We start from the raw sequence: 15999 nt of genomic DNA, 5'->3' as shown, positions 1-15999 counted from the left end.
AAGCTCCGGCAAGACGGGCAAAGGACAGAGGGCAGTGATGAATATTCTGGGCAAGTTCCTGTGCGTGGTTTTACTGGTCAGTCTCGCGGCCTGCGGCGGTGGCCGCAGGGGACCGTCGGCGGTGACCGTGGGTTACGGGGCGGGGCCGCAATTCGGCGATTCCCAACCCCATGCCTGGGTCGGTGGTCATCCCTATGACCACCCGGTCCACGGCATCGACATCTCGCGCTATCAGGGCAACATCGACTGGGGCAGGGTGCGCGGATCCGGGGTCAGCTTCGCCTTCATCAAGGCGACCGAGGGCGCTGACCATGCTGACCCGAACTTCCGCCGCTATTGGTACGAAGCCGGGCAGGCGCGCATTCCGCGCGGCGCCTATCATTATTTCTACTTCTGCCGCTCGGGCGCGCAGCAGGCGGCGTGGTTCATCGCCAATGTTCCACGTGAACGCGGAGCGATGCCGCCGGTCATCGACCTGGAATGGACCGCGTCCAAGACCTGCCCCCGCCGTCCGCCCAGCGACGAGGTGCTGCGCGAGGCCAAGATCTTCAAGGACATCCTGCATCGCCATTATGGCCAACGGCCGATCATCTATACCACGGTCGACTTCTACCGGGACAACAACCTGGGCAGCTGGCCCGAGGAGTTCTGGCTGCGCTCGGTCGCGGGCCATCCCCGTATCGTCTATCCGGGCCAACCCTACAGCTTCTGGCAATATACCGGCACCGGCATCGTGCCCGGCGTGCAGGGCAACGTGGACCTGAACGTCTTCGCGGGCGGGGCCAAGCAATGGCGTCTATGGCTGAGCAGGCGACTTCAGTAGGCCGGCGCCTGCTTTGGGCCGAGTTCGGGGCGCTCTATATCGGGGCGCCCTTGGGCATCGCGCTGTTCATGCCCGGCCACATGCTGTTCCGGGCGCTGGCCGTCTTCAGTATCATCGGGCTTGGGCTTCTGTGGCTGACCGGCGGGTTCGCGTGGCGGGGTCTGGTGCGGGGCTGGAGGGCCTTGCCCTGGCGCGAGCTTCTGGGAATGGCCGTCGCCAGCTTTGTCATCGGGGTCGCGCTGCTGTGGTGGTTCTATCCTGGCGCGCTGTTCAACATGGTGCGCAACCGCCCCGAATTCCTGCTGGTAGTCTGGACCTTCTATCCGATTCTGTCCGCGCTGCCGCAGGAACTGATCTTTCGCCCGCTGTTCTTCCACCGTTATGCCCCGCTGCTGCCGCAGGGGCATCCGGCAATCGCGCTGAACGCGGCGATCTTTTCCTTTGCCCATCTGATGTACTGGTCCTGGGTGGTCGCGATCCTGACCTTCATCGGCGGATGGTTCTTTGCCCGCGCCTATCTGCGCCACGGCTTCCCCTCGGCCTGGCTGCTGCATGCGGTGGCGGGGAACGTGCTCTTTGCCGTGGGGATGGGCACCTATTTCTATTCCGGCAACGTGGTCCGGCCCTTCTGAAAGCTTGACTTCCCCCGGCACAAGCGGTTCATGCGTGCGCTGATACCAAGGGGAAAAGATGATGAGCGTCTATCGCAGCCACACCTGCGGCGAGCTGACCGCCGCCAATGCCGGTTCCGAAATCCGACTGTCGGGCTGGGTCCATCGGGTCCGTGATCATGGCGGCGTGCTTTTCATCGACCTGCGCGACCATTACGGCATCACCCAAGTGATCGCCGACAGCGACAGCCCGGCCTTTGCCGCGCTGGAAAAGCTGCGGGCCGAGACGGTGATCCGCATCGACGGGCGCGTGAAGCTGCGCGATGCCAGCCTGATCAACCCCAAGCTGCCGACTGGCGAGATCGAGGTCTATGCCACCGCGACCGAGGTGCTTGGCCCGTCCGATGACCTGCCGCTGCCGGTTTTCGGCGAGCAGGACTACCCCGAGGAAACGCGGCTTGCCTATCGCTTCCTCGACCTGCGCCGCGACAGCCTGCACCAGAACATCATGCTGCGGTCCAAGGTGATCCGCTCGATCCGCAACCGGATGTGGGATCAGGGCTTTACCGAATTCCAGACCCCGATCATCACCGCCTCCAGCCCCGAGGGCGCGCGCGACTTCCTGGTGCCGTCGCGTCTGCATCCGGGCAAATTCTACGCGTTGCCGCAGGCGCCGCAGCAGTTCAAGCAGCTGATCATGGTCGCTGGCTTCGACAAGTATTTCCAGATCGCGCCCTGCTTCCGTGACGAAGACCCGCGCGCCGACCGCTCGCCCACCGATTTCTACCAGCTTGACCTGGAAATGTCCTTCGTCGAGCAGGAGGACGTGTTCGCTGCGATCCAGCCGGTCATTCAGGGCCTGTTCGAGGAATTTGGCAAGGGCCGTCCGGTCGATGCCGAATGGCCGCGCATCCCCTATGCCGAGTCGATGCTGAAATACGGCAGCGACAAGCCCGACCTGCGCAATCCGATCGAGATGCAGATCGTCAGCGACCATTTCCGCGACTCGGGCTTTGCGATCTTCGCGAAACTGCTGGAGCAGGACGGGACCGAGGTTCGCGCCATTCCCGCCCCGACCGGCGGTAGCCGCAAATTCGCCGATCGCATGAACGCGTTTGCCCAAGCGCAGGGTCTGCCGGGCATGGGCTATATCTTCTGGCGCAAGGCCGAGGATGGCTCGACCGAGGCTGCCGGCCCGATCGCCAAGGCGCTGGGCGCCGAGAAGACCGAGGCGATCCGTCTGCAACTGGGTCTGGGCGAGGGCGATGCCGCCTTCTTCCTGGGCGGCAAGCCCGAGAACTTCGAGGCTGTCGCCGGTCGCGCCCGCAACGAAATCGGTCGCGAACTTGGCCTGACCGACGAAAACCAGTTCAGGTTCGCCTGGATCGTCGACTTCCCGATGTATGAAAAGGGTGACGAGGGCCGGATCGATTTCAGCCACAACCCCTTCTCGATGCCGCAGGGCGGGATGGAGGCGCTGTCGGGCGACCCTCTGACGGTCAAGGGCTATCAGTATGACCTGGCCTGCAACGGTTATGAGCTGATCTCGGGCGCGATCCGCAACCACAAGCCGGAAATCATGTTCAAGGCCTTCGAACTGGCCGGCTATGGCCATGACGAGGTCGAGAAGCGTTTCGGCGGCATGGTCAAGGCCTTCCGCTATGGCGCGCCGCCCCACGGTGGCTGCGCGGCCGGCATCGACCGCATCGTCATGCTGCTGGCGGATGAGCAGAACATCCGCGAGGTCATCATGTTCCCGATGAACCAGCGCGCCGAGGATCTGATGATGGGCGCGCCGAGCGAGCCCACGAACGAGCAGATGCGCGAACTGCGCCTGCGTGCGCTGCCGCGCGAATGATCGCGGCCTGACCATGTGCTTGCCGGGGGCGCAAACCCTCGGCAAGACTCCGCGGCCGCGCCGCCTGCTGTCGAAAGCGTGTGCTGACCTTGCCCGCCGGGCATGAGATAAACTGCGCCGGGACATTTCTTCCCGGGTTGCAGGTTCTCGCATGGTATTCGATTCTCCTCAGGCTGCGGCGATCCGGCTTGGCTATGGCCTGTCGCCGCTGACGCCGCCGCCCCCAAGCCCCGTTGCGCTGCTTCAGGGCATCGCGGCCAGCACGCGGACGGGCGCTGAAGCGGTCTCGACAGCGCAGGCGCAGAAGCGGGCCTTGCGCCTGAACGAGCTGCGCAAGGCGCGCGACAGCGGCGAAGCCGCGAAAGAAGAGTTCCAGGCCTATAACGTCGAAAACAGCCGCCTGACCGTGCGCGACCTGCAGCGTCGGCTGGCCCGCGCGGTCGAGGATCCGACCGGATTCGGCGAAAGGCTGGCGCAGTTCTGGTCTGACCATTTCACGGTCCGGCCCGATGGCGTGCAGACGAACGCGCTGGCGATGGCCTTTCACGACGAGGCGATCCGGCCGCATATCAATGGCCGTTTCGAGGATCTGTTCTTCGCCGCCGATACCCACCCGATGATGCTGGTCTATCTGAACCAGAACACCAGCCGCGGGCCGAACTCGCAAATGGCGCGGCGCCGCGCCGAAAAGGCCTTTGGCCTGAACGAGAACCTGGCGCGCGAAGCGATGGAGCTGCATTCGCTGGGCGTGGGCGCGCCCTATACCCAGCGTGACGTGCGCGAGCTGGCCGAGCTGATGACCGGGTTGAGCTATTCCGCGAAAGACGGCTTCTCCTATCGTCCGCAGATCGCCGAACCAGGGGCCGAGACCGTGCTGGGCAAGTCCTATGGCGGGAAGGGGCCGGGCGAGCTGCGTGACATCCGCGCCGCCTTTCGCGACATCGCACGCCGGCCCGAAACCGCGCAATTCGTGTCGCGCAAGCTGGCCGTGCATTTCGTCTCGGACAGCCCATCGCCCGAGCTGGTCGATGCAATGGCCGCGACCTGGCGCGACACGAACGGGCAATTGCCGCAGGTCTATCGCGTGATGCTGACCCATCCCGAGACGATGGCCAGCCTTCGCGCCAAGGTGCGCCAGCCCTTTGATCTGATGGTGGCGGGGTTTCGGGCGCTGGGTGTCACTGGCGATCAGGTGCGGCACCTGGACTTTCCGAATCTGCCCGGTCTGACTGCGAACCACATGATGCTGATGGGCCAGCCCTGGCTGCGTCCGACCGGACCCGACGGCTGGGCCGAGGGACCGGAAGCCTGGATCGAGCCTCAGCTTCTGGCCGCACGCATCTCGTGGGCGATGCGCGCGCCGCGCAATCTGGTGCCGCAGTTGCCCGACCCGCGCGAGTTGCTGGACACCGCCTTGGGCGATACCCGCTCGGATCAGTTGGCCTGGGCAGTGCCCAAGGCGGAAAGCCAGGCCGAGGGCGTGGCGCTGGTCCTGGCCTCGAACGACTTCAACCGGCGATAAGGAGCGATGCGATGATCGAACTGGACCGGCGTCTGTTCCTGAAATCCGCCGCTTTGATCGGCTGCTCGGCTGCTGCGCATCCGCTGATGACCTCGATGACCTTCGCGGCGCTGCCTTCGGACAACCGGCTGGTGGTCATCATCCTGCGGGGGGCCATGGACGGGCTGGACGCGATCCAGCCTTACGGCGACCCGATGCTGGCGAAGCTGCGCCGGAACATCTCGACGGGGCCGGACAATGGGGCGCTCGACCTGGACGGGTTCTATGCCCTGCATCCCCGGCTTGGTCCGCTGATGCCGCTGTGGGAAAAGGGCGAGCTGGCCTTTGCCCATGCGGTTTCGACCCCCTATCGCGACAAACGCAGTCACTTCGACGGTCAGGACCTGCTTGAGGCGGGAACCGGCAACGACCTTCCGGTGGACTGGCGCATCGGCGGCTGGCTGAACCGGCTGCTTCAGGCGATGCCCGGCACCACGGCCGAAACCGCCTATGCCGTCGGGCTGGAGCAGATGAAGATCCTGACCGGAGAGGCCGCGCATCTGGGCTGGGCGCCCAAATCCTCGCTGGACCTGTCGCCGCAGGCGCAAATGCTGCTGGACCATGTCTATCACGACGATCCCATGTTCCGAGACGCGGCGCGCGATGCCTTTCGCATCTCCGCCGAGGCCGGAGAAACCGCGCGCGGCAAGGGGCCGACCGCGGACGAGGCCGCACTGGGCGCCTTTGCCGCCTCGCGCCTGAACGGCGCCGCGCGCATCGCCGCCTTTTCGATCGGGGGCTGGGACAGCCACGCGAACCAGGGGCCGGTGATCGGTCGTGCCCTCGACAAGCTGGCAGCCTCGATCCTGGCGCTGCGCGACGGGCTGGGCCAGAACTGGGGATCGACCACCGTCCTAGCCATGACCGAATTCGGCCGCACCGTGCGCGAGAACGGCTCGAACGGGACCGACCATGGCACCGGCGGCGCGATGCTGATGGCGGGCGGCGCGATCCAGGGGGGCAAGGCCTTCGGCGACTGGCCGGGCCTGCGCGACGGCGATCTTTACGCCGACCGCGACCTGATGCCCACCCGCGATATTCGTGCCTATGCCGCCTGGGCGATGCGCGGGCTGTTTGGTACCGAACGCGAGACGCTGGAGCGCGCGATCTTTCCGGGCCTTGACCTTGGCCAGGATCCGAGGATGCTCGCCTGAGTTTTCCAGATCGAGGCAGGCATGTCCGAACGCAAGATTGGCCCCGTCGTTACCGGCTTTCACCAACCCCCGGCGCCGGGCGAAACCATTGCCGGTCGCTTCGTGACGCTTGAGCCGCTGGACCCCGTGCGCCACGCCGAGGATCTGTACGAAGCCAATCGCGGTCATGACTGGCTGTGGGACTATATGGGCTATGGCCCGTTCCCGGATATTGCCGCCTATCGCGCGTGGCAGGAAAGCGTGGCGGGCAAGCCCGATCCCTGTTTCTACGCCCTGCGCGACAACGCGACCGGAAAGGTCGGTGGGCTTGCCTCGTTCATGCGGCTTGACCGGCCGAATGGCGTGATCGAGATCGGCAATATCCAGATCTCGCCCGTGCTGCAGCGCGGACCCGCCACGTCCGAGGCGATCATGCTGATGATCCGCTGGGCATTCGAGGCGGGCTATCGCCGGGTCGAGTGGAAATGCAACGCGCTGAACGAACCCTCGATAGTGGCCGCACGCCGTTACGGCTTTCTTTACGAGGGCACGTTCCGCCAGCACCTGATGGTGCGCGGCCGCAACCGGGATAGCGCCTGGTTCTCGATCATCGACGGTGAATGGCCCGCGGTGCGTGAGGCCTTTGACGCATGGCTGTCGCCCGAGAATTTCGCGCCCGATGGCAGCCAGCGGCGCCGCCTGTCCGAGATGACGGCGGCTTTGCGTCAAAGCCCCTGAACCGAGGCCAACCGGTCCTGCACCATCCCGCTGACGCGCGCGAGTTCACCCGCGAGCGCCTGTCCGCGGGCATGGTCGCGGGCAAGCGCAGTTGCCGCATCTTCCAGCGGGCGGTCATGCGCCGACCGCGCCACACCTGCAAGAAAGCGCGCGATATAGTCGATGGCGGTTTCGTCATCGGCGACGGACAGGACCTCGACCACATGGGCCAGATCGTCGCGCAGCGTGGCATGGTCGGGCACGATCATCTCGTCGGCCACCAGTCGCGGGCCGGTGGGGCGGGCTTGCCCTGGCAACGACGCCAGGATGGTCTGCTGAAACTGCGCCAGGCTTTCGATGGGCTTGGCGATGAAGCCGTCCGCCCCGGCCCGCATCGCGGCGTCGCGGTTCCCTTCATCCCCGGAAATGCCCAGGATGACGGGAACGCGCGGAAGCCCGCGCGCGATGGTGCGGATCATGTCCGCGCCGTCCCCATCGGGCAGGCCCATGTCGACGATGATGACACCGGGACGATAGGTCTGCAGATGCCGCAGCGCCGCCCGGATCGTGTCGGCACGCCGGATCCGTGCGCCGGAACGCAGGCACAGCAAGCGCACCGCTTCGGACGCATAGCGCGAATCCTCGACCACCAGCACGGTCAATCCGGTCAGCGGGCGGTGGGGCAGGTTCAGCCGCCAGGTGGGGGCGTCATCCAGCAGATTCGTCAGATCATCGGTCATCGTGGAAACCCCTCAAAGAATGCCTTGCTGCGGCCAAGGTCGCGCCTTTCCCCTAAGAAGCGGTTAACGGCCGGGTCCGGTTTTCGCTTTTCCACCGCTGCCGGGCGTCCTAGAACAACGGGAAAGACGGAGGAGCGCATGATCGGACGTTTGAACCACGTGGCCATTGCCGTGCCGGACCTGGCCGCAGCAGCCGCGCAATATGCCGGAACGCTGGGTGCATCGGTCGGCGCCCCGCAGGACGAGCCGGATCACGGCGTCACGGTCATCTTCATCGAATTGCCCAACACCAAGATCGAGCTGTTGCATCCCCTTGGCGACGACAGCCCGATCCGGGGGTTCCTGGACAAGAACCCCTCGGGCGGCATTCACCACATGTGCTTCGAGGTCGAGGATATTCTGGCCGCCCGCGATCGCCTGAAGTCCGAGGGCGCGCGCGTTCTGGGGTCGGGCGAACCAAAGATCGGGGCGCATGGCAAGCCGGTGCTGTTCCTGCATCCGAAGGACTTCAATGGCTGCCTGATCGAACTGGAGCAGATCTGATGAACCTGACTGGCGGCATCGTCCTTTACACGATCCTGTGGTTTCTGGTCCTGTTCGTCCTGCTGCCAATCGGCCAGCAAAGCCAGGCCGAAGCAGGGGAGGTGACCCCTGGCACCCCGGCTGGCGCCCCCCATGAGCCCAAGCTGAAGAAGAAGATGCTGCTGGCAACGGTGATCGCCGGGGTCATCTGGGCGGTGCCGGCCTATATCATTCTGGGCGGCGTCATCACCCGCGCTGATATCGAGGCCTGGACCAGCTAGCGCCGGCCCAGGTGGTAAAGGTGGGTGAACCCCGCCGCCGCCAGCACCGGCACCAGCACGTTCAGGAACGGCACCGTCAACAGCAGCGCGATCAGCACGCCAAGCGTGGTGGTCTGCGCGGTCCGGGTTTTGCGCAGGGCGGTCGCCTGCGCGGGATGCAGGTGACGGCGCGCCGCCATCTGGAAGAACTCTCTTCCCAGCAGCCAGCCATTGCCCAGGTAAAACAGGATCGAGGCCAGCGGCCCGAGGAACGGCGTCAGGATCAGCGAGACGACGGCCACCGCAAGGACTGCGCCCACGACCGCAAGCGATTCCAGCAACCCCTCCATGAAATCCACGGGCAGGCCCTTGGTGCCGGGATAATGCGTCTCTTCGACCGCATCGGCGACGCGTTCGGCGAACAGGCCGGCGAACCCCGCCGTGACCGGCGCCATCAGGAAGATCGACATGATCGGGAACAGGATCAGCGATCCCCATGACAGCGCGTGCCCAAGCGTGACCTGTCCGATCCAGGGCAGGGTCATCGTCTCGGGCGCGAAGGCACGGATCGCCCAGAAGGCGCCGGCCTGAAGCAGCACGAACAGGACCAGCGTCAGCAGCACGCCAAGCGTAACCACCCCGAAGATGCGCGGGCGAAGCAGGTCGCCCCATGCCCGCGCCAGGGCGGTCAGCACCGTCACAGGAAGACCGTCTTGGCCGCGATGTCCGGGCGGGGACGGTCCGAAGGCGCGGTGCCACGCTGGCCGATATGGATCAGGCCGACGATGCGCTCACCCTCGGCAATGCCCAGATGGGCCTGCGCAAATTCCGGGGCGGTGGCCGGCCCCGTCAGCCAGGCCGCGCCATAGCCCGCCGCAAGCGCCGCATTCAGTAGCTCAAGACAGACCGCGCCGGCGGACAGGAACTGTTCCCATTGCGGGATCTTGGGGCTGTCAACGGGGCACGAGACAACTGCGACGATGACGGGGGATGCAAAGGCCGAGCGCGCCTTTTCGACCGCCGCGGCGTCCCCGCCGGTCGCCGCCACCTGTTCGCCAAGGATCGGGGCCAGTCGGTCCAGCGTCGCGCGCTCCAGCACCACGAAGCGCCATGGCTCCAGCTTGCCGTGGTCGGGCACGCGCGCCGCCAGCTCCAGCAGGTCCATCAACTCCTGGCGCGAGGGCGGCGGTCCGCTCAGCAATTTTGGCGGATGCGAGCGGCGATTGCGAAGGAAGGAAAGCGTGGCGGGATCGGTATGTTGCACTTCAGACCTCGAAAAAATCTGCAATCTCGGCCAGATGATCCGAGATGTGGTTGAGCCAGCGGGCACCGGGCTGTCGCGCCGCGATCACCCCGGCCAGCGGGTCCGGTGCGGTTATGTCGGAACCGGCAAGCTGCGCGATCGCGGCATGACCGCAGAACGGCACATAGGCTTCGGAATAGCCGCCCTCGTGGACCAGCACCAGCCGGTTCGCACAAAGCTCGGCGGCTGCTTGCTGCATCCGTTCGGTCATGGCGCGGAAGCTTTCAGCCGACAGCAGCATCCGGCCCAAGGGGTCCAGCGCCGCCGCATCATAGCCGCAGGCGACGATGATGATCTCGGGGCGATGCCGGCGCAGAAGTGGCAGCACGACACGGTCCATCGCCTGAAGGTAGGTTTCGTGCCCACAGCCGGGAGGCAGGGGAATGTTGGCATTGCTGCCCGCAGTACCCCTGACCTCGACCCCGCCGGTATCCAGCGGATAGTTGCGCTCCTGATGGATCGAGACGGTCAGCACATCGGGGTCGTCAAGGAAAATGGCCTCGGTTCCGTTGCCATGATGCACGTCCCAGTCGACGACCGCGAAGCGATGCGCAAGTCCCGCCGCCCGCGCGGCATGGATGGCGACGGCGATGTTCGCCAGCAGGCAGAAGCCGTTCGGATCGTCGGGCAGGCAATGATGCCCCGGCGGTCGCGACAGGGCATAGGCGGTGGTCAGCTCGCCCCTGAGCACGGCGTCGACGGCGGCCTTCGCAAGCCCCGCCGACAGCGCCGCGATTTCAAAGCCACCCTTCAGGAATGGCGCATGGTGGCCGATTTCGCCCCCCTTGTCGTCAGACAGCGCCTTGAAGCGGTCAAGATAGCTGGCCGGATGCACCCGCAGCAGATCTTCGCGCAGCGCGGGCGGGGCCGAGCGCAGGTCAAGCCCACGCATCAACCCGGTCACCTGCATCAGGTTCACCAGCCGCCGCTTGCTTTCAGGGCTTTCGGGCAGGCCCGCGCCGGGCTGGACCAGCCCACCAACCGGCAGCGTCAGCGCATAGTCGCCACCGCCATGCCACAGCGTCAATTCGTCGTGGAAAAAGCCCGTCGCCATTGATTTCCTTCCCGGAAGCCGATTTCACGGGAACCATGACCGATCTCAGCCATCTCGCGCAACCCGGAGCGGAAATCGCCGTCCGCGTCACCCCGCGCGCCTCGCGCAATGCCGTGATCGTCGAGGACAGGGCGATCCGCGTCTATGTCACCGTGGTCCCCGAGGATGGCAAGGCCAATACCGCGGTGGTCAAGCTGCTGGCCAAGGCCCTGGGCATCGCGCGCAGCCGCCTCGTGCTGGTGCGCGGAGCGACCTCACGCGACAAACTGTTCCGGGTCGACTAGGGGCGCTTCGGCCGCCGTTCCAGCCGATAGTTCCCCTCGGGCAGGTTCAGCGCGGCGCGCAGTTCCTCCAGTTGCTCGATGGTCAGGACCACCTGCGCAAGTTCGCCGGTGTCGGGATCGAACTGCTCGATGACCACACGGTCGTCGAAGCTTTGGATCACGACATCCTCGTTCAGCGGGCGCGCGCCCACCGGACTGCCCTGCGGCAATTCGTCGACAAGGGTGATGACGGTCGCGTCAAAATCATGCTCGATGGTGAACATCGCGGGCTTTCCCAAACAATTGCGAGCCAACTTTCGCGTGAACCGCGCGCATGGGCAAGAGCGGGGGTTGGCGCTGCCCGAACTGCGCGGATATGGTGGCGCGAACGTGCGGCGCTTTGACCGGACGGCAAGGAGAATGCACATGCTCAAGGCCTGGAAGGCAGCGGCAATTTCGGTACTGGCCCTGGCTGGCTGCGTCGCGCAGCCCATCTCGGTGCCCCAGTCCCCTGCTGTGCCGCCCCACGGGCCGATCACGCCGTCTCCGGATACGCCGCGGGGTGCCCGGGCCTCGGCAAGGGCGTTCATCGACGTTCTCAGCCGGATGGAACCGGCCGTTGAGCGCGAATGCGTCCAGCGCCGCAGCCAGCCGATCAACTGCGATTTCCAGTTCGTGGTCGATGACCGTCCGGGGCTGGAGCCGAACGCCTTCCAGACCGTCGACAATCGCGGCCGCCCGATCATCGGTTTCACCTTGTCGCTCATCGGCGAAGCGCGAAACGCGGACGAGCTTGCCTTTGTCGTCGGGCACGAAGCCAGCCATCACATTCTTGGCCATATCGACCGCAAGTCCAGCGCCGCCTCGATGGGGGCGGTGATCCTGGGCGGCCTTGCCAGCGCCTATGGCGGCAATCCCGAAGCGATCGAAAGCGCCCAGCAGATGGGCGCGCAATTCGGCTCGCGCTACTACTCCAAGGACTGGGAGCTTGAGGCAGACTATCTAGGCGCGATCATCGCTTTGAACGCGGGCTTCGATCCGGCGCATGGCGCGCAGTTCTTTGCCCGAATTCCCGATCCGGGCGACAAGATCCTGGGCTCGCACCCATCCAATGCCGCGCGTATGGCGCAGGTGGCTCGCGCGGTCGGCGACTATCGCGCAGGGCGAGTAAGATAAATCCCAGCTGTGACCCGGATGCTGCAGTCCGAGACGGCTATCTTAGCCAATTTGCTCTGATTATTCAGGAAATTGCAGGAAATCGCGTTTCGCTTGCTGAAGCGTGGAACGGCTGTGTGCGCGCCGTTAAGGATTACAACCCCTCGTTGAACATAAAACTTCCGTCGGCAAGAGTTCGCCGATAGTTTCCCTCCATAACAACCGTGGCCCGCATCAAGCCGGGCACAGAGTTTCCTGGGGGATGGAAATCATGATCGGAGTTGTGCTTTGGAGCAGCGCGCCAAGGGAGAAGGCCATCATCTGGTGCGAAGACCACGCGGCCCTTGCCTATCTTCAGGGGCGTGCAAACCTGACCAGCAAGGGGGATTGGCCGGAATCCGGTGACCTGGTCGAACTGGATTACGAAACCGAGGGCGAGTTGCGTCACGCCCGCCGGGTCGAGGTCGTGTCGGGCTATCGCCGGTCGGACCTGTCCCATCTGCTGCGCGAGGCCGGGCAGGGCGCAACCGCCCAGCCCGTTCTGCGCGTGATCTCGAATGACAAGATCCGGGGGCCGGAGCCGCAACCCCGCAAGGTCGCGGCCGCCGGCTGAAGCATCAGACGCCGCGCGCCAGCGCGGCGACGCCCGTGCGGGCCAGGTCGGACAGACCCAGGGGCCGCATCAGTTCGGCAAAGGCGTCCAGCTTTTCAGGCGCGCCGGTGATTTCGAACACAAAGCTTTCCAGCGTTGAATCGACCACGTTCGCCCGGAAGATCTCGGCGATGCGCAGGGCCTCGACGCGGCGCTCTCCCTTGCCCGACACCTTGAACAGTCCCAGTTCGCGTTCGACGCTGGGGCCCTCGACCGTCAGGTCGTGGACTTCGTGCACGGGCACGATCCGGCCAAGCTGTGCCTTGATCTGCTCGATCACCGCGGTCGTGCCGCGCGTCACGATGGTGATGCGCGAACGGTGGCCCAGATGGTCCACCTCGGCCACGGTCAGGCTGTCGATATTGAAGCCACGCCCGGAGAACAGGCCGATGACACGGGCCAGAACGCCCGCCTCGTTGTCGACCAGCACCGCAAGGGTGTGGCTTTCGATCACCTGGGCATTCGGGTCGCGCAGGTCATAGGCGGAATGGCTGGATGCGCCTTTTTCGATTTTCAGTGCCGACATGTTCGTTTTCCTGTTGCTCAGACCAGCGCGCCGCCGGCACCCGTGATGGCGTCCTCGGTCGAAGCCTCGCCCAGGATCATCTCGTTATGCGGCTTGCCCGAGGGGATCATCGGGAAGCAGTTTTCATGCTTCTCGACCATCACGTCGAGGATGAAGGGCCCGTCGTAATCCAGCATTTCCTGAATTGCGTCGTCCAGATCCGCGGGGTCGCTGACCAAGCGGCCCTTGCAGCCAAAGGCCTCGGCCAGCTTGACGAAATCGGGCAGGCTTTCCGACCAGCTCTGGCTATAGCGTTCGCCATGCAGCAGTTGCTGCCACTGGCGAACCATGCCCAGACGTTCGTTGTTCAGGATGAACTGCTTGACCGGCGCGCGGAACTGAACCGCCGTGCCCATTTCCTGCATGTTCATCAGCCAGCTCGCCTCGCCCGCGACGTTGACGACCAGCGCCTCGGGGTGGGCGACCTGCACCCCGATCGAGGCTGGCAGGCCATAGCCCATCGTGCCCAGCCCGCCCGAGGTCATCCAGCGGTTCGGATCCTCGAAATGCAGGAACTGCGCGGCCCACATCTGGTGCTGGCCGACTTCGGTCGTGATGTAGCGATCCTTGCGATGCGCGGTCAGCGCCTGCAAACGCTCCAGCGCGTGCTGGGGTTTGATGACCTTGTCCGAGTTGCGATAGGTCAGGCATTTCACGGCCTTCCATTGCTCGATCTGGGTCCACCACTGGCGAACGCCTTCGGCATTGGTCTTGCGGCCACGCGCCTTCCAGATCTTCAGCATGTCTTCCAGCACATGGCCGACATCGCCGACGATCGGCAGGTCGACATGGATGACCTTGTTGATCGAGCTGGGGTCGATGTCGATCTGCACCTTGACCGAGCCGGGGCTGAAATCCTTAACCCGGCCGGTGATGCGGTCGTCGAAGCGAGAGCCGACGGCGATCATCAGGTCGCAGTCATGCATGGCCATGTTGGCTTCATACAGGCCGTGCATGCCCAGCATGCCGATCCAGTTCTTGCCCGAAGCCGGATAGGCCCCCAGACCCATCAGGGTCGAGGTGATCGGGAAACCGGTCGCATCCGCCAGTTCGCGCAGCAATTGTGCCGCGCCGGGGCCCGAGTTGATGACACCGCCGCCGGTATACAGGATCGGGCGTTCGGCCTTTTCCATCAGCTCGACCAGACGGGTGATCGCGTCCAGGTCGCCCTTTTTCACGGGCTGATAGCTGGGCGTCTCGATCTGTTTCGGGCCGACATATTCGCCGGTCGCAAACTGGACGTCCTTGGGGATGTCGACCAGCACCGGGCCGGGACGGCCCGAGGTCGCGACATGGAACGCCTTGTGGATCGTCTTGGCCAGATCATCCGTGTCGCGCACCAGCCAGTTGTGCTTGGTGCAGGGGCGGGTGATGCCGACGGTATCGGCCTCCTGAAAACCATCGGTGCCGATCAGGAAGGTCGGAACCTGGCCCGACAGAACGACCACCGGAATCGAATCCAGCAGCGCATCGGTCAGGCCGGTGACGGCATTCGTTGCGCCGGGGCCCGAGGTCACCAGAACGACGCCGGGCTTGCCGGTCGAACGCGCATAACCTTCGGCCATGTGGACCGCGCCCTGTTCGTGGCGGACCAGGACGTGCTTGATGTCGTTCTGCTGAAAAATCTCGTCGTAAATGGGTAGTACCGCGCCACCCGGATAGCCGAATACGGTGTCGACGCCCTGATCGCGCAGAGCTTCGATAACCATCCTTGCACCCGTCATGGTTCGGGACATGCCCATTCTCCTTGATTTGTCATAAATGCGGGCTGTCACGGGAAAACCCGCGCGCCGCGCCGCCGGAAACTATGGGGCAAGACGAACCGGGTCAATGCCGATTGTCCAAGAAAATGACCCCGATCGACGATTTATTGAAATTATATTTCAATAAACGCTCGAAATGGGTAATTACCTTGGCCTTTGTGGCAAGGTGATCCGCGCAACCTGTTCGACGATGGGATCAATCGATAGGGGGTGGATGTCGGAATTGTGCTGCTGGGGATCCCCGATCGGCTGCCATACTCCGCCCTTGTAGATCTCCAGCGCGGAAAAGCGGGACTTGTATTCCATCTTCCGGCTGCCCGGCACCCAGTAGCCCAGATAGATGAAGGGCAGCCCTGCGCTTCGCGCCAGGTCCACATGGTCCAGGATCACGTGCGTGCCAAGGCTCGATGCTTCGAAGGCGGGGTCGTAGAAGCTGTAGACAAGGCTCAGCCCGTCATCCAGCACGTCGGTCAGGCAGACCGCGACAAGCTGGTCATCCTGCGAAGGGCGGCAGCCCGGCTCGGTCAATCGATATTCGATGACGCGCGTGCGGACCGGGGTTTCTTCGATCATCGCGGCGAATTCGAAGATGTCCATGTCCGCCATGCCACCATCGGCGTGGCGTTCGTCCAGATACCTGCGGAACAGCTCATACTGTTCCTCGGTCGCCCAGGCGCTTGTGGCCAGCCGCCGCAACCCGGCATTCTTGCGCTGGATCCTACGCTGCGACCGCGATGGCGTGAATTCGGCGACCCGGATGCGGGCGGACATGCAGGCCACGCAGCTTTCGCAACTGGGTCGGTACAGCACGTTCTGCGACCGACGGAAGCCCTGCCGCGACAGCGCGTTGTTCAGCTCATTCGCCGAATCCCCGGTCAGGGCGGTGAACAGCTTGCGCTCGGCACGGCCATGCAGATAGGGGCAAGGCTGCGGCGCCGTGACATAGAATTGCGGGGCATGGGGGACAGTATGCCGCATCAGTCGTGGCCTGCCCCGGCTGGTCCGCCGCTGCCACTCCC

Annotated in this window: 19 protein-coding genes; 11 read left to right on the top strand and 8 right to left on the bottom strand. The window is 64.8% G+C overall.

Going from position 1 to position 15999, the window contains the following annotated elements; all coding sequences use genetic code 11:
* The first annotated feature begins 37 nt into the window (after nucleotides 1–37).
* From RM190_RS13680 to RM190_RS13655, 6 genes are all read left to right on the top strand, one after another.
* Nucleotides 38–823: a glycoside hydrolase family 25 protein gene (locus RM190_RS13680; protein WP_311760167.1), complete on the top strand. Its 786-nt coding sequence runs from the start codon at nucleotides 38–40 to the stop codon at nucleotides 821–823.
* The gene (locus RM190_RS13675) at nucleotides 799–1455 is read left to right on the top strand and encodes a type II CAAX prenyl endopeptidase Rce1 family protein (protein WP_311760013.1); all 657 of its coding nucleotides are present in this window, start codon (nucleotides 799–801) and stop codon (nucleotides 1453–1455) included. The genes RM190_RS13680 and RM190_RS13675 overlap by 25 nt, the downstream gene beginning before the upstream one ends.
* Before the next feature lie 61 nt (nucleotides 1456–1516).
* Nucleotides 1517–3292 carry an aspartate--tRNA ligase gene (gene aspS / locus RM190_RS13670; RefSeq protein WP_311760012.1) on the top strand — a complete coding sequence of 592 codons (1776 nt, stop codon included), beginning with the start codon at nucleotides 1517–1519 and terminating at the stop codon, nucleotides 3290–3292.
* Nucleotides 3293–3443: 151 nt separating this feature from the next.
* Nucleotides 3444–4814, top strand: coding sequence for a DUF1800 domain-containing protein (locus RM190_RS13665; protein ID WP_311760011.1), 1371 nt, complete (start codon nucleotides 3444–3446; stop codon nucleotides 4812–4814).
* An 11-nt stretch (nucleotides 4815–4825) separates the two neighbouring features.
* Nucleotides 4826–6007: a DUF1501 domain-containing protein gene (locus tag RM190_RS13660; protein ID WP_311760010.1), complete on the top strand. Its 1182-nt coding sequence runs from the start codon at nucleotides 4826–4828 to the stop codon at nucleotides 6005–6007.
* A 21-nt stretch (nucleotides 6008–6028) separates the two neighbouring features.
* Nucleotides 6029–6724: a GNAT family N-acetyltransferase gene (locus tag RM190_RS13655; protein WP_311760009.1), complete on the top strand. Its 696-nt coding sequence runs from the start codon at nucleotides 6029–6031 to the stop codon at nucleotides 6722–6724.
* On the opposite strand, the gene RM190_RS13650 is transcribed toward RM190_RS13655, so the two are convergent.
* On the bottom strand, nucleotides 6712–7443 hold the full coding sequence (locus tag RM190_RS13650) for a response regulator (RefSeq protein WP_311760008.1): 732 nt from the start codon (nucleotides 7441–7443) through the stop codon (nucleotides 6712–6714). The genes RM190_RS13655 and RM190_RS13650 overlap by 13 nt on opposite strands.
* 138 nt (nucleotides 7444–7581) lie before the next feature.
* On the opposite strand from RM190_RS13650, the gene mce reads away from it, so the two are divergent.
* Both mce and RM190_RS13640 read left to right on the top strand, forming a co-directional pair.
* The gene (gene mce / locus RM190_RS13645) at nucleotides 7582–7986 is read left to right on the top strand and encodes a methylmalonyl-CoA epimerase (protein WP_311760007.1); all 405 of its coding nucleotides are present in this window, start codon (nucleotides 7582–7584) and stop codon (nucleotides 7984–7986) included.
* Nucleotides 7986–8246 carry a DUF1467 family protein gene (locus RM190_RS13640; protein ID WP_311760006.1) on the top strand — a complete coding sequence of 87 codons (261 nt, stop codon included), beginning with the start codon at nucleotides 7986–7988 and terminating at the stop codon, nucleotides 8244–8246. Before mce ends, RM190_RS13640 begins: the two co-directional genes overlap by 1 nt.
* Here RM190_RS13640 and RM190_RS13635 read toward each other — a convergent pair.
* The 3 genes from RM190_RS13635 to RM190_RS13625 are packed head-to-tail and all read right to left on the bottom strand — an operon-like array spanning nucleotide 8243 to nucleotide 10582.
* On the bottom strand, nucleotides 8243–8920 hold the full coding sequence (locus RM190_RS13635) for an EI24 domain-containing protein (RefSeq protein WP_390908404.1): 678 nt from the start codon (nucleotides 8918–8920) through the stop codon (nucleotides 8243–8245). The genes RM190_RS13640 and RM190_RS13635 overlap by 4 nt on opposite strands.
* Before the next feature lie 2 nt (nucleotides 8921–8922).
* On the bottom strand, nucleotides 8923–9489 hold the full coding sequence (locus RM190_RS13630) for a nitroreductase family protein (RefSeq protein ID WP_311760005.1): 567 nt from the start codon (nucleotides 9487–9489) through the stop codon (nucleotides 8923–8925).
* Between the two features lies 1 nt (nucleotide 9490).
* Nucleotides 9491–10582 (bottom strand): class II histone deacetylase, encoded by a 1092-nt coding sequence (locus RM190_RS13625; RefSeq protein WP_311760004.1) that lies wholly within the window; start codon nucleotides 10580–10582, stop codon nucleotides 9491–9493.
* Nucleotides 10583–10617: 35 nt separating this feature from the next.
* Between RM190_RS13625 and RM190_RS13620 the strand changes: the two genes are divergently transcribed.
* The gene (locus RM190_RS13620) at nucleotides 10618–10866 is read left to right on the top strand and encodes a DUF167 domain-containing protein (protein ID WP_311760003.1); all 249 of its coding nucleotides are present in this window, start codon (nucleotides 10618–10620) and stop codon (nucleotides 10864–10866) included.
* Here RM190_RS13620 and RM190_RS13615 read toward each other — a convergent pair.
* Nucleotides 10863–11129, bottom strand: coding sequence for a hypothetical protein (locus RM190_RS13615; protein WP_311760002.1), 267 nt, complete (start codon nucleotides 11127–11129; stop codon nucleotides 10863–10865). The genes RM190_RS13620 and RM190_RS13615 overlap by 4 nt on opposite strands.
* Nucleotides 11130–11271: 142 nt before the next feature.
* Here RM190_RS13615 and RM190_RS13610 point away from each other — a divergent pair, with 142 nt between their 5' ends.
* Nucleotides 11272–12021 carry a M48 family metalloprotease gene (locus tag RM190_RS13610; RefSeq protein WP_311760165.1) on the top strand — a complete coding sequence of 250 codons (750 nt, stop codon included), beginning with the start codon at nucleotides 11272–11274 and terminating at the stop codon, nucleotides 12019–12021.
* Nucleotides 12022–12271: 250 nt separating this feature from the next.
* Nucleotides 12272–12613, top strand: a complete 342-nt coding sequence (locus tag RM190_RS13605) for a hypothetical protein (protein ID WP_311760001.1) — start codon at nucleotides 12272–12274, stop codon at nucleotides 12611–12613.
* Between the two features lie 4 nt (nucleotides 12614–12617).
* Here the strand turns inward: RM190_RS13605 and ilvN are convergent, their stop codons facing one another.
* The 3 genes from ilvN to RM190_RS13590 all read right to left on the bottom strand — a co-directional run bounded on the left by ilvN (nucleotide 12618) and on the right by RM190_RS13590 (nucleotide 15958).
* Nucleotides 12618–13178: an acetolactate synthase small subunit gene (ilvN, locus tag RM190_RS13600; protein ID WP_311760000.1), complete on the bottom strand. Its 561-nt coding sequence runs from the start codon at nucleotides 13176–13178 to the stop codon at nucleotides 12618–12620.
* A 17-nt stretch (nucleotides 13179–13195) separates the two neighbouring features.
* Entirely contained in the window at nucleotides 13196–14953 is a 1758-nt protein-coding gene (locus RM190_RS13595; protein WP_311759999.1) for an acetolactate synthase 3 large subunit, read from the bottom strand.
* A gap of 171 nt (nucleotides 14954–15124) precedes the next feature.
* Nucleotides 15125–15958, bottom strand: coding sequence for an arginyltransferase (locus tag RM190_RS13590; RefSeq protein ID WP_311759998.1), 834 nt, complete (start codon nucleotides 15956–15958; stop codon nucleotides 15125–15127).
* Nucleotides 15959–15999 lie beyond the last annotated feature (41 nt).

This window comes from Paracoccus broussonetiae, assembly GCF_031854425.1.
In the GTDB taxonomy this organism is placed as follows: Bacteria; Pseudomonadota; Alphaproteobacteria; order Rhodobacterales; family Rhodobacteraceae; genus Paracoccus; species Paracoccus broussonetiae.
The sequence above is the reverse complement of the archived record's forward strand: the minus strand, read 5'-3'. Positions and strand labels throughout refer to the sequence as shown.

Coding starts and splice junctions, on each gene's coding strand:
- RM190_RS13680 (WP_311760167.1), top strand. CDS start 38: ATGAATATTCTGGGCAAGTTCCTGTGCGTGGTTTTACTGGTCAGTCTC.
- RM190_RS13675 (WP_311760013.1), top strand. CDS start 799: ATGGCTGAGCAGGCGACTTCAGTAGGCCGGCGCCTGCTTTGGGCCGAG.
- aspS (WP_311760012.1), top strand. CDS start 1,517: ATGAGCGTCTATCGCAGCCACACCTGCGGCGAGCTGACCGCCGCCAAT.
- RM190_RS13665 (WP_311760011.1), top strand. CDS start 3,444: ATGGTATTCGATTCTCCTCAGGCTGCGGCGATCCGGCTTGGCTATGGC.
- RM190_RS13660 (WP_311760010.1), top strand. CDS start 4,826: ATGATCGAACTGGACCGGCGTCTGTTCCTGAAATCCGCCGCTTTGATC.
- RM190_RS13655 (WP_311760009.1), top strand. CDS start 6,029: ATGTCCGAACGCAAGATTGGCCCCGTCGTTACCGGCTTTCACCAACCC.
- RM190_RS13650 (WP_311760008.1), bottom strand. CDS start 7,443: ATGACCGATGATCTGACGAATCTGCTGGATGACGCCCCCACCTGGCGG.
- mce (WP_311760007.1), top strand. CDS start 7,582: ATGATCGGACGTTTGAACCACGTGGCCATTGCCGTGCCGGACCTGGCC.
- RM190_RS13640 (WP_311760006.1), top strand. CDS start 7,986: ATGAACCTGACTGGCGGCATCGTCCTTTACACGATCCTGTGGTTTCTG.
- RM190_RS13625 (WP_311760004.1), bottom strand. CDS start 10,582: ATGGCGACGGGCTTTTTCCACGACGAATTGACGCTGTGGCATGGCGGT.
- RM190_RS13620 (WP_311760003.1), top strand. CDS start 10,618: ATGACCGATCTCAGCCATCTCGCGCAACCCGGAGCGGAAATCGCCGTC.
- RM190_RS13615 (WP_311760002.1), bottom strand. CDS start 11,129: ATGTTCACCATCGAGCATGATTTTGACGCGACCGTCATCACCCTTGTC.
- RM190_RS13610 (WP_311760165.1), top strand. CDS start 11,272: ATGCTCAAGGCCTGGAAGGCAGCGGCAATTTCGGTACTGGCCCTGGCT.
- RM190_RS13605 (WP_311760001.1), top strand. CDS start 12,272: ATGATCGGAGTTGTGCTTTGGAGCAGCGCGCCAAGGGAGAAGGCCATC.
- ilvN (WP_311760000.1), bottom strand. CDS start 13,178: ATGTCGGCACTGAAAATCGAAAAAGGCGCATCCAGCCATTCCGCCTAT.
- RM190_RS13595 (WP_311759999.1), bottom strand. CDS start 14,953: ATGTCCCGAACCATGACGGGTGCAAGGATGGTTATCGAAGCTCTGCGC.
- RM190_RS13590 (WP_311759998.1), bottom strand. CDS start 15,958: ATGCGGCATACTGTCCCCCATGCCCCGCAATTCTATGTCACGGCGCCG.